Here is a 15331-nt window from a genome sequence, read left to right on the forward strand (position 1 = left end):
TTACGCGGAAAGGAAACTGGACGGCCGCCCCGACGGCAGCAAGGTCGTGACCTCGACGACGATCACTCTCCTGCCGCCCCCATCGCCGGAGCCCGCACTGCCCGCGACGACCGTCCGGGAGAACACCGGCAACGGCAAGACCAGCAGCCGCATGGCACGTGTCCTGGCCATCCTGCAGGCAGAACCCGAACGGCTTTGGCGCTCAAGGGAGATCGCCGAGCTCCTCGGCGACATCACCCTCGTCGCCACCTATCGACAACTCGCTCGCTGGACCGAGAGAGGAATGATCAAGAGAGTCCGCACCGGCCGCTACGCGGCAATCACACCGATGACGAACCCCTTGCGTGACCTGCGAAAACGCTAACTACCCGGCCTTGGGCCTTCCCCCGTGAGGGTGGACACGCGTTCGTGTGTCACGCGGCGAGGCTGAGCCGCAGAAGTCACACGTGAGTTCATCCGACATATGGCGACCTGAGGCTCGTCTGCCAGCCCCCGCGCACTGCGGGCGGACACCCCGCCGCTGCCGGAGGCAGTGCGCGCCCAGACGGTTTCCGGGAACGCCACACCGGCGCGGTGCACGCCGAGGTCACCGGCACGGTGCGCCCGCTGCCCCAGGACGTGTCACTGTGCCTTTCGCGGCGTCGCGCAGGAGGCCCTGGGCAACGCCGCGAAGGACGCACCCGGCCAGCAGGTCGACCTCACCCCGGCCTACGAGGACACCCGGGTGAGGCTGACCGTCCGCTCCGATCTGCCCGCCCGCGCCGAACCCCCGCCGGTAGGCGCCGACTTCGCCGCGCTCACCGGTGGCGAAGTACCTGAACCCCGCGTAGGGGCCGAAGCCCTAACGACACGCTGAGTTACTTGTCACGTCGCGGCAGCTTCGGGAGAACTCACGGGATGCCGCACACATGATGTTGTCGGTCCACGCCGTGGCGGAGAAGCGCGTCGATCTGATGATCAGGGTTCTGGTCGGCCGTCGATGTGCGGCAGTAGCCGATGAAGTCGATGCGGCCGGCCGGGAAGGAGGTTTTGCGGTCGGGACTCCCCGGATGCTTGCCTCTCCTTGCCGCCCGGCCGGTCCTGACCCTCTTGCTGCTCGGTGCGGTAGCACCGCCTACCGTGCGGCAGTCGGGACTTCAGAGCGTGGGTCGATCGGTGTGAGCACGCCGAGGCGGTCCTCGACCTCCTGGGCGGCGGCCAGGCACAGGTCCTCCCGGAACGCGCGCCCGATGATCTGCACGCCGGACGGCAGCCCGTCGGTCACTCCGGTCGGTACGGCGACCCCGGGCACGCCCACGAAGCTGGTCACCGTGCACAGGCGCATGCCCGCGCCGACCCGTTCGTGTCCCGCTCTGTCGCGTGACTCCAGACCCGGCTCGACAGGCGGCTCGGTGAACACCGGTCCGAGCAGCAGTGGGTACTTGTCGAGGAACTCGGCCCAGGAACGGCGGATGCCCAGCCAGGCTCCCATCAGCTTCATGAACTCCGCGGCGGTCGCGGGCGGAGTCTTCTCCATCGCCATCTCGATGTAGCGGTCTCCGCCCTCGCCGAGCAGTGTTCGCACCACTGGCCAGGTCTCGGCGAACTCGGTCACGGTGATCCGGCCGTATGCCTCGAGTGCCTCGTCCAGCCGCGGAACGTCCGCCACCTCCCGCACGTCGTACCCGGCGTCGCGCAGCGCGTCGGCCGCGGCTGCAACAGCCTCGCGGACCGTGGGGTGGACGCCGTGGCCGCCGGGGTCGGCAACGACTGCGACCTTCATCCGCCCCGGCAGCGGATCGCCGTGGACGGGCACCGGTACGGCCCGCGGGTCCCGCGGGTCGGTCCCGGCCAGCGCTTCGTATGCCAGTCGCAGGTCGGTGACCCTGCGGGCCAGGGGTCCGTCGGTGACCAGCATCTGTGAGGCCGGTCCGGGGTCGTCCGGGCCGAGGACGCGGTGGTCGGCGGGGAACCGCCCGGCGGTCGGCTTCAGCCCCGCCACGCCGCAGAACGAGGCCGGGATCCGTACTGATCCACCGGAGTCGTTGCCGAGTCCGAGCGCGGCCATGCCGGTGGCCACGGCCACCCCGTCGCCACCGCTGCTGCCTCCTGGGGTCCGGCTCGAGTCCCATGGGTTGACGGTGTCGCCGAACAACTCGCTGCGAGAGTGCATCCCCGCCAGGATCAGCGTGGGCATATTGCTGTGCCCGATCGGTATGGCTCCGGCCGCACGGAGCCGAGCCACCGGCAGCGCGTCTGCAGGCGCCACCAGGTCGCGGAAGCGCGCCGTTCCGAATGTGGTCGGCACGCCTTCGATTGCGGTGGACTCCTTCACCGTGAATGGCACGCCGGCCAGCGGCCCGAGCTCTTCACCCGAAGCCCGCCGCCGGTCCGTCTGCGCGGCGGCCTCACGGGCGCGCTCGGCCAACAGTTGCGTGACCGCGTTGACCTGCGGGTTGACCTCAGCGATGCGTTCCAGGTGGCTGTCGACCAGTTCGACCGCCGATATCTCTCCGCCTCGGACCGCCGCCGCCTGGGCGGCGGCTGGCAGCTTCCACAGAGCGTCTTGCATGATCCTTGTGCTCCCCATCCACATGACGGCGTGCTTGTATCGGAACCATACCTCGGAAGCGATACGATCGTATTGGAATAAGGAGGGGCCGAACATGCCCAAGCAGGTGAACTACGACGGCCGACGCCGCCAGATCGCCGAGGCCGTCTGCCTCCTCGCCGACGAACACGGGCCGGAGGGAGTGACCATGCGCGACGTCGCCGCCCGCGCGCAGGTCTCCGTGGGTGCCGTTCAGCGCTGCTTCCGCAACAAGGAGGAGATGCTCCTGTTCGCCGTCGACCACGTTGGCGAACGCATCACCGAACGTGCGCGGGCCCGGCTGGCCCGAAGCCCGGCCCAGTCGGCCGGCACCACCCTGGGGCACGTGGCCACCGAGATCGCCCTGCTCCGCAAAGAACACCGCGCCGAAGCACGAGTCTGGCTCGCATTCGTCGCCAAGGCCGCCGTCAGCGAGCCGCTCGCCGGCCCGCTGAGAACCAGCTACGCGGCCCTCCAGGACCTCCTCGCCCGCCTCATCACGGAGGCCACCGAGAGCGTCCCGGCCGACGAAGGCGCTGCGCCGCCCGACCCGCAGCGCGAGGCTCGCACCCTGCTCGCCCTCGCCGACGGCCTCACCAGCCACGTACTCATAGGCCACCTGACCGCAGAGGAGGCCGAGGACGTCCTGCACGCGCATCTGGTCGAACGCCTCCACACCACCCGCCCCCGAAAGGCCGTCTGACACTCATGGTGCTGATCGCGTGGCCCGTGCCGCTTCGGCTGCGGCGGCCTCCCAGGCGGGAATGGCCATGGGCGCCAAGTCGAGCCGCTTGTCCATGTCGAGGCGGAAGGTGCCGTACGGGTTGATGTCCGACCAGAACAGCACGGTCGGTCTAATCGGCTCGGCAACCCGCTCCACCGGCTGCGGCCTGGTGAACCTTCCTGTCTCAGCCCGACGACTTCTCGATCGCGCCTGGCGGGCACCGTGGCCCAGCATCGGGATCGGACGGTGCCCGGTCGGGTCATGCTCGCGTGAGCACGATCTTCTTACCGCCGGCCCGTCCGGTAACCACCCGGGCGAACGCAGCCGGTCCCTCGCTCAGCGGCAGGGCTTCCGGTGCGAGCTTCAAGGTTCCCGCGGCGGCCTGCTCCGCCAGCTGGACAAGCTGCGCGGCGTTGGGCTCGACGTAGAGGTTCCAACTCGTGATGCCTCGTTCCTCCGGAGGCGCGTCCGAGGTCAGGGAGCACAGTCGGCCGCCGTCCCGCACCAAAGGCAGGGCGGCGTCCGCCGTGCTGGTGGCGATGACGAGGGCGGCGTCGAACCCGCCGCGCACCTTGGCCGACCAGTTCGGGTCGTGGTAGTCGACGACCTCCATCGCTCCCAGACGGAGCAGGCGCTCTGCGGCGGCAGCAGACGCGGTCGCGGTCACCTCGATGCCCTCGGCCGCGGCGAGCTGGATGGCCAGGGCTCCGGTGGCCCCGCCTCCGTTGGTGATCAGGAGCCGCTGTCCTCGGCTGAGGTCCAGCTTCCCCAGGGCCTGCAACGCGGTGAGTCCGTTGACCGGCAGCGCCGCCGCGTGCACGGCGTCCAGCCCGGGTGGGCAGGCTGCCGCGTGATCCGCGTTGATCAGAACGCGTTCGGCCCAGAAGCCGCTTCCCCCGGGCAGCGGGGCCTCGTGTGCGAGCACCCGGTCGCCTACGGCAAACCCGGTGACACCCGCGCCGACGGCCAGCACCTTGCCCGCGCCCTCCACTCCCAGCGCCGCCGGGGGGCGCAGCCCCACGTCCCAGCCAGCGCCGTTCAGCAGTTGGTCCCACGGGCCGACCCCGGCCGCCTCAACCGACACCAGGATCTGACCGGGCCCGGGATATGACGGTTCGGGCAACTCCAGCAGGGCGACTTCCTTCTCGGCCCTGGACACTCCGCACGCCTTCACAGCAGATCTCCGTCCTCTCACTCAGTCCGGCCGACCGGGAGGTACGGGCCGGAAACCCAGAGCAGGCAGCAGTGTCGACCTCGGGATCCCCTACAGAGGTCGCTCGTGGTCTCAGCCGCATTGGTGTCGAGCCTATGCAGCTACTGGGTTTGAAAGCGTGATGCCGGTCAGCCCTCCAGGGTGAAGCCGGTGCCCGCGAGGCAGCCATTCGCGTGGCTTGTAGCAGGCCATCCCTGCCATCGAAACCCGTCCGGAGCCGCGGCCGCCCTCCCCGCGGAGGACTCGACGCCCCTCGCAGGGGTGATCATCAGATACCGCTTCAGGCCGATCCCTGGCGCCGGCCGGGCAAGGAAGATCGGCCCATGCGATTCAAGACGCTTCATCCATCCCCGACGGTCGGTGACACCGCGCGGCCGGTCCCCGGGTGGGCCATCCGCTCCGCCCAGGACCAAGAGCGACGGCCAATACAAGGTGTCCGTCCACAACCCGGCAAAGGGCTACATGTCCCTGCGCGTCAAGGCACAGGACACCAACGGCAGCAAGATCGAGCAGACCCTGATCCGGGCCTACGCCCTGCGCTGACGCTCATGGCAGCCCTTTTCCGACCGCACCCCTGGCGCAAGGCACGCCCTCGCGCCAGGGGCGCAGCCCTCTGGTCAGCCTGGGCGAACGACGGTGCCTCCACCGGCGACTGGCTCCGACTGGGGCTCCTGACCTGGGGCGACCAGTTCGGCTGAGACGTGGAGACCCCGGGAATCTCAAGTGATGTGGTTTCGGGCGGGTGAATGCCGGCCGCTGTCTCAGCCGATCTGGTCCGGCTTGGCCGTTCCGAACCCCGCCTTGCCGAGCGCGTGGCGCCCGATGCTAAACGGTTGCTCCCGGTCTCGTGACTGAAGCGACTGCGACGGCCGTGGCCAGGGGATCGCGGGCTGGGCGGCCGAGTAGGCCGGCGAGGTCAGGGGAGGCGTCGTCCAGGAAGCGGTGCCGGATGCCCGTGGCGATCGAGGCGAGCATCGGCGGCTGGAACGGCAGCAGCCCCGGTGTCTCGTCGAGGAGCCTGCGCCGGTACTCGCCCACGCTGATGGTGCGGTGCGGGACCCCGAGCCGTTCGGCCACCTGCGTTGCCGTGATCGGTGTGCCGACGAGGTTGTAGATGCGTCCGCTGTGCCGTGCCGGATCTGCCGCAACGACCGCCGCGGCATCGGCCAAGTCCTCTCGCGCGACCGCGGCCAGGGCACCGTCGCCGAACGCGGACTCCACACCGTCGTCGGCCCACATCAGGAGAGCGCCGAAGAGTTCGGCATACAGGCCGTTGCGCAGGATCGTCCACGGCAATCCGCTCGCCCGCACCAGGCGCTCGGTCGCACGGTGTGCCAGCGCGAAACCGAGATGATCGCCAGCAGAGGTCAGGCTCGTGTAGACGACGTGGTGGACGCCATCCCTGACGGCGGCGTCCAGGACCGCCGTGTGCCGCCCGACCACCCGGTCGTCCTCGGCATAGCCGGCGGAGATCAGCACCAGCGTGGACACCCCAGCAAGGTCGAGGCTCACAGGATCATCGAAGTTGAGACGCCGCATCCCCTCGCCGGGCGTGCGGCTGCCGCCCGCCGCAGCGGCGCCACGGGCGCGCAGCGCCGCAAGAGTGGCCGAGCCAAGGCTCCCGTTCGCTCCAGTCACCAAGATCATGTCAGTCGCAGTCTTCCGTCGTGGTTCTCATCAGTAACTACGCTTGATCCTCGACCGCACACCCACCGGCCACAAGAAGGCAGTTTCATGTCACTCACGCACACCGAGGTAACCACCACCCCCGCTGGCCTCAACCCGTGCGGGCGCGAGGAGCATCCCGACTGCGGCATCCGCCATGTCCTGGACCGCATCGGGGACAAGTGGTCGGTGCTCGTGATCGTTGAACTCGCGAACGGACCACGCCGCTTCCGCGAACTCCAGCGCGCCATCGACGGCATCTCGCAGCGCATGCTCACGCTCACCGTGCGCAGGCTCGAACGAGACGGCCTCGTGCTGCGCACCGTGTATCCGACCGTGCCAGCCCGGGTTGACTACCGTCTGACCGAGACCGGGGCCGGCCTGACCCACTTGGTCAAGGCACTCGCCGACTGGTCCCTTGCCCACCGTGCCGTCATTGCTGAGGCACGGCGGGCATACGACCGGGCCCACCCCGACCACGACATCCGCTAACGCGAGCAGCTACCGCCGCATACCGGACACCTGTCGACAGGGTGCTGTCAACAACGTCATGACCGGCAGCTAGATACCCTCGGCAGCCGTACGCCCCATAGGCTGCGCGGATGAACGATCACGCACTGTCACACCCCGACTTGCACGCGCCGCCGAACCGCGGGTCAGCGCCCGCGCTGTCGTAGTGGATCAGGCGGGTCGGATCCTCCTGATCCGGCACTGTGACAACGGCCAAGAATTCCACGTGCTGCCCGCGTCGCGTTGCTGGCGACGGCGCCAGACCGCACACAATCGGCCGTTGTCTGGCATCTGTTGGCCATGCTCAGCGACGAGACCGACGGGTCCACCGATCTCGCCGCCTGGCATCCGCTCGAGTCCCGTGCACTCCCTCGACCGTGCCGAGCTGGTCGGCATCGGACTGCAACTCTGGCGCGACCGACCCGCGTTGGGTCGCTCGCACCTGACCGATCCGGCGCACGGCTGAAAACGGCTCAACCGTCACGACCGGGCTCAACCCGCCGCTCGCCTCTCGCGGTCCCCTCCGGTGACCGCAGTTCACGATCACGGGAGCCCGCATGTCAGCCGCACGTACCTTCCGTACCCTCCTCGCCGCCGGACTCGTCGCCGGGATCACCGCCACCGCGCTCGCCGCGCCCGCCGTCGCCGCGCCGCCGGCCAAGCCGTCCCACGCCGCCACCCAGCAGGCCCTGGACGCGGCCGTCGCCGAGGGCGTGCCCGGGGCCGTCGCGCAGGCCCGTGACGGAAAGGCCCGTTGGGTCGGCACCGCGGGGGAGCGGAAGGGGGGCGATCGTTTCCGGGTCGGATCCATCACCAAGACCTTCACCGCCACTGTCCTGCTCCAGCTCCAGGCCGAGGGCCGGCTCGACCTCGACGACCCGGTCGAGAAGTGGCTGCCCGGTGTGGTGCGCGGGCACGGGCACGACGGGCGGAAGATCACCGTCCGCCAGCTGCTCAACCACACCAGCGGCATCTACAGCTACACCGAGGACCCGGCCTTCCAGGAGAAGGTCTTCGGGCCCGGCTTCCTGCAGCACCGTTACGACACCTGGGCCCCGAAGCAGCTCGTCGCCGTCGCGATGGCGCACGAGCCCGACTTCGCCCCCGGGACGGACTGGAACTACTCCAACACCAATTTCGTGCTGTCCGGGATGGTCGTCGAGAAGGTGACCGGACGTCCTTACGGCAAGGCGATCGAGAACCGGATCGTCAAGAAGCTCAAGCTGCGCGCCACTTCCGTGCCAGGCACCGAGTCCCGAATGCCCGAGCCGAACTCCCGCGCCTACTCCAAGCTCTCCCGCGAGACCGGCGGGCCCACGTACGACGTCACCGAGCTCAATCCGAGCATCGCCGGCGCCGCCGGCGAGATGGTCTCCGATACGAACGACCTGCAGACCTTCTACCGTGCGCTGCTCAAGGGCCGGCTGCTTCCGGCGGCCGAGATGAAGGAGATGACCGACACCGTCCAGATCTCTCCCGAACTGCCCGGCGTCGGCTACGGGCTCGGTCTCATGCGGCAGAAGCTGAGCTGCGGCAAGGAGGTCTGGGGGCACGGCGGCGGCATCCACGGGTCCGGTTCCGAGGCCCAGGTCACCCGGGACGGGGAGCACTCCCTCGCCGCGAACTTCAACGCCGACTGGACCGGTGACACCCAGAAGCTGATCGAGGCGGAGTTCTGCGGCACGGCTCCGGCGAAGCGGTAGCCGGCAGCGGGGCAGGACGACCACGTAGGCGGCCAGCCGCCGGTCACGCCGCTGCTTCTTGGGCTTGAACCGCCCCATCGAGGTACCCCCTCCGTGTGTGATCAGCCAAGCCTCAGCCAGGCGCGAGCGGCGGCACACCTGGGCGGAGCACCTCGCCCGGATGCACGCCGCCGCGGTGGCTGCTTGGTCAGGCCGGCGGCGGCGCGACCGCCGACGTGCTGTACGGCGTCGTCAACCCGTCGGGCAAGCTCACCGAGACCATCCCGCTGCGTCTCGAGGACAACCCGTCGTACGGCAACTTCCCCGGCGAGTTCGAGCACGTCCGCTACGGCGAGGGGCTCCTCGTCGGCTACCGCTGGTACGACGCCAAGGGCCTCGAGGTCGCCTACCTGTTCGGTCACGGCCTGTCGTACACGACGTTCTCGTACGGCGAGGCGACGGCCTCGGTGAATGACCACGGGGACGTCGTCGTCACCGTGCCGGTCTCGAACACGGGCGAGGTCGCCGGCCGCGAGATCGTGCAGGTCTACACGTCCTTCACCGGCTCGGCCGTGCAGCGCGCGCCCCGCGAGCTCAAAGCGTTCGCCTCCGTCGCCCTCGAACCGGGGGAGACGAAGACCGTCGAACTCACCGTGCGCCGAGCCGACCTGGCGTACTGGGACGTCCGCGTCGACCGCTGGGTGCTGGAGGGCGGCGACTACACCATCGACCGCATCGCGAACGCATCCTCAGTCCATTTTCGTTCAGAACGCGGTCACTTGCGGTCATTCGTTGCGATCAGCGTATTTACGGTCTGACTCTCGGTGATGAGCGGGTCGTGTCCACGTCACGGGCTCCAGTTCCGTGCCCCGGCCCGCATGGGTGGTGGAACACCATGCCGGAGGAGATCGACAAGGTCGGAAGTGTGAGCCAGCGGCGCTACGAGCAGATCGTGGCCGAGCTGCGGGAAGTGGTCGAACAGCAGACGCAGGGCTCGTTCACGATCGGGGACCGTGCGCTGGAGATCGTGCCGATGCGTGAGCGGGGCGGCCAACAGGCGCCCCCGGCCCAGGAGTTGTTCACGGTCCGCGAGACGCTGCACCGTCTGGCCGAGGACATCGGACTGGCCTACAAGACGGTGGAAAGCGCCAGGTGGACGGCGTCTCGGTGGCCCAAGGACAAGCGGCAGAGGGGCGTGTCGTTCAGGGTCCATCGGATCCTGGGGCAGATCGACAGCGAGGCCGAGCGGTTCGCGACCATTACCAAACCTCCCGCGGGGAGGACCCGGTGGACGTCGGACGAAGCCAACCGCAAGATGGGCCGGCAGGTCGAGCGTCCGGCATCGCCGCAGGAGTAGATTCCCGCGATCCACCATCTGGCCCGGGACGAGGCCGTCGCCGCGACGGTGACCAGCGACTTCCTGAAGCGTCCGACGGTGGCGGCCAAGGTCTCCGACCAGGACAAGGTCCGGGTGGTGGAGGAGTTCACCCGGGACGAGCACGTCGCCAGCCAGGTGACTACCGGTCTGCTGCGTCGGCCCGAGGTCGCGTTCAAGGCGATGAGCGACGACACCGCCCGCCACCAGGTCAACCACGCCCAGGTTGAGCGAGGTCGGCAGGCCCGCGAGCACTTCGAGGACACCAGCCCCATCGCGCCGGCGGTCCGCCACATCGACCGGACGGTGGAGTTCCTGGATCTCGTCACCGCCTGCCACTCGTTCGTGGCCGCGGCGGGCCGGGCGGTCCCCGGTCTGCGCGATCGCACCCTGGGCGAGGACGAACGCGCGATCGTGCACGAGAACGTGGCCAAGGTGCGGGCGACGCTCGACTGGATCGAGACTGCCGCGCCGCCCACCGCGCGGGCTCGACCCGTTCGTCACCCGCTACCTCGCCGCCGCCGACAGCCTCCCGGGCGCGCGCACCTTCGAAGAGCGTCACCTCGCCGGCTTCGCAGCCCTGCGCACCACCGACCTGTCCGCCCTGGCCTGCACGGAGGTACGGCCCACCGGCGAACGGCTCCTCCGGCTGGTGAGGTCCATCCCGCAAGACCCCGCCCAGCTGACCGCCTGGTACGAACACCACCTCGACCAGGCCTGAACCTTGCCGACCCTCTGGAATCGGAAAAGGAGCAACCGCACGATGAGCGATAAACTGCCGGACCCGGCCACGTTTATAGGCCCCATCGGACGGGGGAAGGTGCCGCTGCCGGCAGACGCCGACGCCCACCAGTGTGCGGCCGTGCTGAGGCGCGCCCTGCACACCGTCGAATGCCGCGAACTCGGTCCGGAGGCCGCCGGGCAGAAGTTCGGACCGTTCGCGGACACTGCGGACGGCCGCGTGAGCGTGCTCGTGGACGAGGGCCAACTCCGGGCCCGCCACCCCGGCCACGCCGAGCTCCACCACCTGGCGCGCGCGGTCCGTGAGCGAGGACCGGCCGTGGACGTCGTCCTGGTGCCGCCCAAGCCGACCATGGTGGTTATGGACGAGATGGCCCACGTCGTCGGCACGGTCGCCGAGTCCGCCTCCGGCCCGACGCCCACCGGGCGGACCCGTTGGCTTTACGAGCTGAGTCGGCCGCTGCGACCGGTCTGGTGGTCTCCGAGGGGTGATCGTGAAGCGGCGGACGAGCGGTGAGTGTTCGGGCCCGGAAGCGGTGGTCGACGCCTTCCGGCGGCGGACGTGCGCACGGGCGAGCGTGCGAGGAGCGGCGGGCGGCCGGTCGGGAGCGAGGAAGGCGTGACCTCGGGAAGCAGCCAGCGGCCCGAAGAAATCTCCTCGGGCCGCAGTTCGGAATCTGTATACGCTTTCGCAGCCGGTCTGTGTGCCGGCCTTCAGCCGGGCCCGACCCGGGACGAATCAGGGGGACGAGATGACCATCACGAAGACCTCAAGCCCGGCAGCGGCAGCGCCCGGCCGGACGCCGGGCACCCTGGGCGACCTCTTCAGCGACGAGGCGTCCGCGGTGACGAGGGCCGTGCCCGGCGCGGCACGGAACCTGCCGCGGCCACTGGACACCTTGACTTGGCAGGAGCCCCCCGCCCTGGAGGATGCGGACGACGACGCGCGGTGACCGCATGGCCTGGGGCGCGTCGCCTCTCGCGTTCGGCTGATCCGCCCAGACGCCGGATCACGGTCAGCAGTTGTGCCAAGCGGAGTGGTCCTTGTTCCACTGCTCCCGGGCCCGGGCCCGCTCCACAGAGCACGGCACTACCCGTACCTGGCCAAGGTTCGCATGCTTCCCGCGCAGCGGCGGCGGGTCCACGACGTCCGTCGCGGGCGAGGCTCCGACGGCTGAACCCCCCGCTCAGGCATTGGCCCACGGGGAAGACGGCGGCGCGGGTACCGTTCCAGTAGAGGCTGCGTTCCAGGAGGGTTGGGGTCGAGGATGCCGTACGAGCTTGGTGGCGGCAGAGCAGACCGCGTACGCCGCCTCGCCCACCTCACTGCTCCATCGCGAAGCCGCTCCGGCTCGTCCTGCTGCCACGCCGCTCCCTGGTCCTGACCCACGAAGCCGTGCCTGCGCCGAGCTGCTCGCCAAGACCGCCAAGGGCCTCCTGTCCGAGTAGAAGCGCCGCAGAATCGGCCGGCCTCCTTCCTTCGACGGGGGCAGCCGGTCCACCGTGGAACACAACCGAAGGGAACGGCCCGTGACAATCGCACCCGAAGCCCCGACGACAACACCCCTCATCCCCGGCTTCCTTGAGCTGGAGATCACCAAGCGCTGTCAGCTCACGTGCCCGACGCTCTGCTTCGTCAAAGCGGGCCCGACCCAGGGGCACGGCACCATGACGGTCAAGGACTGGAAGCGGGTCATCAGCGAGGCCGCCGCCCTCGGCGTCAAGAAGATCCAGCTGATCGGCGGGGAAGCCACGCTCCACCCGGACTTCGTCGAGATCGTGGAACACGCCCTCGGTGAAGGATTCCAAGTACGGGTGTACTCCAACCTGTTCCGCGTACGCCGCGACCACTGGACGCTCTTCGAGCGGCCCGGTGTCTCCCTGGCGACGTCCTACTACGCCGACACGGACGAGGGGCACGACGAAGTCACGGGGCGCGAGGGATCCCACGCCGCGACCCGCGTGAACATCATCGAGGTGCACCGCCGGGGCATCCGCGTCCGGGTTGGCATCGTGGACGTGCTGGACGGACAGCGTGTCGAAGAGGCCCGCGCGGAGCTGGAAGGGCTCGGCATCACGGAGGTGCACGTCGACCGAGTCCGCGCCGTCGGCAACGCGGCGAAGGGCGCCGGTCTGCCGTCCACGTCCGAGCTGTGCGGCCGGTGCGCGAGGGGGACCGCCGCGATTCTGTCGGACGGGACCGTGACTCCCTGCGTGATCGGCCGTTTCCTTCCGGCCGGGCACGTCCAAGGCACGCCGCTGGAGCGGGTGTTCGCCTCACCGCAGTGGCAGCAGGTCGCCGCGAGCATCCCGGCCGGCCGCCACGACCCGTGCGGCCCCGACTGCGGTCCCAACGACGACAGTCAGGGCGGTGGCGGAACCTGTGGCCCCGCTGACGACAGCGTCATCCCGAACTCTGCGGGCTGAAAGGCAGGACCCTTTGAAGGACTGGGAAGCAGCAGCACAGCGGTTGGCCGCCGGCACCGTGATCCGGCCCGAGTCACGCTGGTATCAGCCGCTGGCCACCACACCGCGGCACCTGTTCGTGCCGCGGTGGTGGGCCAAGGCCACGAGCAGCGACGGCGAGGCCGTGTGGAAGCTGCGCGACGGCGCGAGCGACCCCGAGGCGTGGCTGCGGGATGCCTACGCCGACACCACGCTCGTCACCCGCGTCGGAACCCTCCACGCCGACCACGCCGAGGCCGGGCAGACGCCTGTTCGGGGACGAGCGGGCCGCTCCACCTCGTCCTCCACGCTGCCCGCGCTGATCCTGACGATGTACCGGGCGGCGTGGATCACCGACACCTCCCGCGTGCTGGTGACTTGTGGCAGTGGCTACGGAACCGCCCTGGCCTGTGCTCGGCTTGGTGAGGAGCAGGTCACCAGCGTGGACGTCGATCCGTATCTGGTACAGGTGGCACGGAAGCGGCTGGCTGTGGCCGGGCACCATCCGCGTGTCGAAGTCTGCGATCTGACCGGCGACCTGCCCGAGGGCACCTACGACCGGATCATCTCCACCGTCGCCGTGCCCGCCGTGCCCACGTCGTGGCTGGAGGCGCTCGTATCCGGCGGGCGGCTGGTGACCACCATCGCCGACACTGGGCTGGTCATCGTCGCGGACAAGACCTCCGACGGCGGCGCCGTCGGGCATGTCGCGCCGGAGGCGGCCGGGTTCATGTCCGTGCGGCACGGCGAGGACTACGACGACACCTTCCCGGAGAATCCGCCGCTGTGGCGGACCGCCCAGCACGCCGACGGCGAGTCCGTCACCACCAGCCGGTACCCGCTGATGTACGTCCCGGACACCTGGGACGTACGCTCGACCCTTGAACTCCTCGTGCCCGGCATCGACCACCGCCTGCACATGGCGGATGACGGGACCCGCACCGTCTACATGCTCCATGCCGATGGCTCCTGGGCACGTGCCACGGCCGCCGGGCGCAGGGACTCACCGACCGTGCACCAGGGCGGACCTCGGCGGCTGTGGGACGAGCTTGACCGCATCCGGACCTGGCTCGCCATGGACGGCGACCTCCCCATCCGCGGCGCCAAGGTGACCATCGCTCCCGACGGAGCCGCCACGTTCTCCCGGAACGGCTGGTCTGCCACCCTCACCTGAGCTACAGCCCCGCGCGCCGGTCTCCCGCGGGATCCGACGGTCAGGCCCATGGACGGGTCCTCGAAGTCGGAGGGCGTTCGGGCGGGTTCTGGCCTGCCGCTGCGTGCCGGTCCGGTGCTGGCGCGGACAAGTACGACGGCACTGGACCAGACCGTGTGGAGTGGGTTCGGCGGGTACCGGCCAGGGCGGTGAGGGGGCTACTCGCTCCGGGTGCTCCAGCCGAAGAAGCACCAGGTCGACTCGTTTCCCGGGGTGCGCAGCAGCAGTGCGGCGGCGCCGGATCTGACGATCGGGTCGTAGTCCTCGATCAGGCGGTCGGCGAGCCAGTCGGCGTCGTCCTCGCCCAGCGGCCCGCCGTCTTGGCCGTCGAAGCAGCCGTCGGCGCGTAGCCGGTCGCGGCTGTCAGCGACCTTCACCTGGGTCACCTTCGACAGGTCCGCGCGCGGCCGGAACGGGTCGTGCGGCTGCTCGCGGTCTTGGGCGGCGAAGGCGGCGAATGCCGCTTCGGGCGTCGGCCCGCTCGCCGTGAAGCGGAACAGCATGGGGTCCGTGATCATGTCAGTCCTCACATCTGGGGGGCGGGCGCCGGGTTCTTGGCCTGCTGGCCGGGGCCGTTGTTGAGGGCGTGCACGAACCGGCCCAGAGCGACGGGGATGGTTCCTTCCAGATCCGGTGCGCCCTTTTGCCCGGCGACCGACAGGCGGGGCTGCCCGCCGCGGGCCCGCACGATGTGGAAGTCGCGCTGGTTGAGATCGACGGCGTGGACGATCCGGACTTCCTGGCGGCTGGGCAGGAGATGGTTCACCCGCTCACCGCTGTCCCGCAGCATGCGCAGTTCCGGCGGGAGTTCGACGTCGGTCGGCTTGTTCCACCCCTCGAACATGAACCCAACAGCGAAGACGGAGTCCTCAAGGACCTCGCTGGGGACGAGGAGGGGCGGCACGGGCGGCAGTGCCTCGGCGTGGTACTTCAGCGCGTCGGCGGGGTTGATCCCCATCGGGTTCCAGACAACCTCCGGGATGAACTTCACCTCCACGCGCGGGGGCCGGAGGCTGAGCATGAACAGGCGGGGAGGAAGGTCCCAGCCCTGTTGTTCGCCGAGCCGGGCTTCGATGTCGGTCAGGACGGAGGCGACCATGTCGGAGGCCGGGTCGTGCGACGGGGGCGTGGCGGGCAGGGGCTGGGGAGCTCGGGGCATGGAGAAGCCACCTTTCGTCCCGGCCGCACAAGGAA

The 15331-nt window shown here is 69.8% G+C and carries 14 protein-coding genes and 2 pseudogenes; 10 read left to right on the forward strand and 6 right to left on the reverse strand.

Features of this window, described 5'->3' with window-relative positions; translation table 11 throughout:
* Window positions 1-364, forward strand: a pseudogene (locus tag ACIRJP_RS36565) (hypothetical protein); the annotation flags it as partial.
* A 750-nt stretch (window positions 365-1114) separates the two neighbouring features.
* Here the strand turns inward: ACIRJP_RS36565 and ACIRJP_RS36570 are convergent.
* On the reverse strand, window positions 1115-2551 hold the full coding sequence (locus ACIRJP_RS36570) for an amidase (RefSeq protein ID WP_404184039.1): 1437 nt from the start codon (window positions 2549-2551) through the stop codon (window positions 1115-1117).
* A 94-nt stretch (window positions 2552-2645) separates the two neighbouring features.
* On the opposite strand from ACIRJP_RS36570, the gene ACIRJP_RS36575 reads away from it, so the two are divergent.
* Entirely contained in the window at window positions 2646-3272 is a 627-nt protein-coding gene (locus ACIRJP_RS36575) for a TetR/AcrR family transcriptional regulator (RefSeq protein ID WP_404184042.1), read from the forward strand.
* Window positions 3273-3275: 3 nt separating this feature from the next.
* On the opposite strand, the gene ACIRJP_RS36580 is transcribed toward ACIRJP_RS36575, so the two are convergent.
* From ACIRJP_RS36580 to ACIRJP_RS36590, 3 genes are all read right to left on the reverse strand, one after another.
* On the reverse strand, window positions 3276-3449 hold the full coding sequence (locus ACIRJP_RS36580) for a hypothetical protein (RefSeq protein WP_404184045.1): 174 nt from the start codon (window positions 3447-3449) through the stop codon (window positions 3276-3278).
* Between the two features lie 103 nt (window positions 3450-3552).
* Window positions 3553-4452 carry an NADP-dependent oxidoreductase gene (locus ACIRJP_RS36585; RefSeq protein WP_404184048.1) on the reverse strand — a complete coding sequence of 300 codons (900 nt, stop codon included), beginning with the start codon at window positions 4450-4452 and terminating at the stop codon, window positions 3553-3555.
* An 879-nt stretch (window positions 4453-5331) separates the two neighbouring features.
* The gene (locus ACIRJP_RS36590) at window positions 5332-6153 is read right to left on the reverse strand and encodes an NmrA family NAD(P)-binding protein (RefSeq protein WP_404184051.1); all 822 of its coding nucleotides are present in this window, start codon (window positions 6151-6153) and stop codon (window positions 5332-5334) included.
* A gap of 87 nt (window positions 6154-6240) precedes the next feature.
* Here ACIRJP_RS36590 and ACIRJP_RS36595 point away from each other — a divergent pair, with 87 nt between their 5' ends.
* From ACIRJP_RS36595 to ACIRJP_RS36630, 8 genes and pseudogenes are all read left to right on the forward strand, one after another.
* A complete protein-coding gene (locus ACIRJP_RS36595) occupies window positions 6241-6663 on the forward strand; it encodes a winged helix-turn-helix transcriptional regulator (protein ID WP_404184054.1) in 423 nt (140 codons plus the stop codon).
* Between the two features lie 575 nt (window positions 6664-7238).
* The gene (locus ACIRJP_RS36600; protein ID WP_404184057.1) at window positions 7239-8384 is read left to right on the forward strand and encodes a serine hydrolase domain-containing protein; all 1146 of its coding nucleotides are present in this window, start codon (window positions 7239-7241) and stop codon (window positions 8382-8384) included.
* Window positions 8385-8563: 179 nt separating this feature from the next.
* Window positions 8564-9181, forward strand: coding sequence for a fibronectin type III-like domain-contianing protein (locus ACIRJP_RS36605; RefSeq protein ID WP_404184147.1), 618 nt, complete (start codon window positions 8564-8566; stop codon window positions 9179-9181).
* Between the two features lie 77 nt (window positions 9182-9258).
* A pseudogene (locus ACIRJP_RS36610) lies at window positions 9259-10206 on the forward strand (DUF6192 family protein); the annotation flags it as partial.
* 295 nt (window positions 10207-10501) lie between these two features.
* Window positions 10502-10996: a hypothetical protein gene (locus ACIRJP_RS36615; protein ID WP_404184060.1), complete on the forward strand. Its 495-nt coding sequence runs from the start codon at window positions 10502-10504 to the stop codon at window positions 10994-10996.
* A 235-nt stretch (window positions 10997-11231) separates the two neighbouring features.
* On the forward strand, window positions 11232-11432 hold the full coding sequence (locus ACIRJP_RS36620; protein ID WP_404184062.1) for a hypothetical protein: 201 nt from the start codon (window positions 11232-11234) through the stop codon (window positions 11430-11432).
* 577 nt (window positions 11433-12009) lie between these two features.
* Entirely contained in the window at window positions 12010-12906 is an 897-nt protein-coding gene (locus ACIRJP_RS36625) for a radical SAM protein (RefSeq protein ID WP_404184064.1), read from the forward strand.
* 13 nt (window positions 12907-12919) lie between these two features.
* Window positions 12920-14098: a methyltransferase domain-containing protein gene (locus ACIRJP_RS36630; RefSeq protein WP_404184067.1), complete on the forward strand. Its 1179-nt coding sequence runs from the start codon at window positions 12920-12922 to the stop codon at window positions 14096-14098.
* Window positions 14099-14295: 197 nt separating this feature from the next.
* On the opposite strand, the gene ACIRJP_RS36635 is transcribed toward ACIRJP_RS36630, so the two are convergent.
* Together ACIRJP_RS36635 and ACIRJP_RS36640 are read right to left on the reverse strand one after the other, a co-directional pair.
* A complete protein-coding gene (locus ACIRJP_RS36635; RefSeq protein ID WP_404184070.1) occupies window positions 14296-14655 on the reverse strand; it encodes a hypothetical protein in 360 nt (119 codons plus the stop codon).
* Window positions 14656-14663: 8 nt separating this feature from the next.
* On the reverse strand, window positions 14664-15296 hold the full coding sequence (locus ACIRJP_RS36640) for a hypothetical protein (RefSeq protein ID WP_404184073.1): 633 nt from the start codon (window positions 15294-15296) through the stop codon (window positions 14664-14666).
* Between the last annotated feature and the right edge of the window lie 35 nt (window positions 15297-15331).

This window comes from Streptomyces sp. NPDC102437 (genome assembly GCF_044765565.1).
Taxonomy (GTDB): domain Bacteria; phylum Actinomycetota; class Actinomycetes; order Streptomycetales; family Streptomycetaceae; genus Streptomyces.

What these genes read in the sequence shown, in the direction of transcription:
- ACIRJP_RS36570 (WP_404184039.1), bottom strand. Translation starts at nt 2,551, where the DNA reads ATGCAAGACGCTCTGTGGAAGCTGCCAGCCGCCGCCCAGGCGGCGGCG.
- ACIRJP_RS36575 (WP_404184042.1), top strand. Translation starts at nt 2,646, where the DNA reads ATGCCCAAGCAGGTGAACTACGACGGCCGACGCCGCCAGATCGCCGAG.
- ACIRJP_RS36590 (WP_404184051.1), bottom strand. Translation starts at nt 6,153, where the DNA reads ATGATCTTGGTGACTGGAGCGAACGGGAGCCTTGGCTCGGCCACTCTT.
- ACIRJP_RS36595 (WP_404184054.1), top strand. Translation starts at nt 6,241, where the DNA reads ATGTCACTCACGCACACCGAGGTAACCACCACCCCCGCTGGCCTCAAC.
- ACIRJP_RS36600 (WP_404184057.1), top strand. Translation starts at nt 7,239, where the DNA reads ATGTCAGCCGCACGTACCTTCCGTACCCTCCTCGCCGCCGGACTCGTC.
- ACIRJP_RS36615 (WP_404184060.1), top strand. Translation starts at nt 10,502, where the DNA reads ATGAGCGATAAACTGCCGGACCCGGCCACGTTTATAGGCCCCATCGGA.
- ACIRJP_RS36620 (WP_404184062.1), top strand. Translation starts at nt 11,232, where the DNA reads ATGACCATCACGAAGACCTCAAGCCCGGCAGCGGCAGCGCCCGGCCGG.
- ACIRJP_RS36635 (WP_404184070.1), bottom strand. Translation starts at nt 14,655, where the DNA reads ATGATCACGGACCCCATGCTGTTCCGCTTCACGGCGAGCGGGCCGACG.
- ACIRJP_RS36640 (WP_404184073.1), bottom strand. Translation starts at nt 15,296, where the DNA reads ATGCCCCGAGCTCCCCAGCCCCTGCCCGCCACGCCCCCGTCGCACGAC.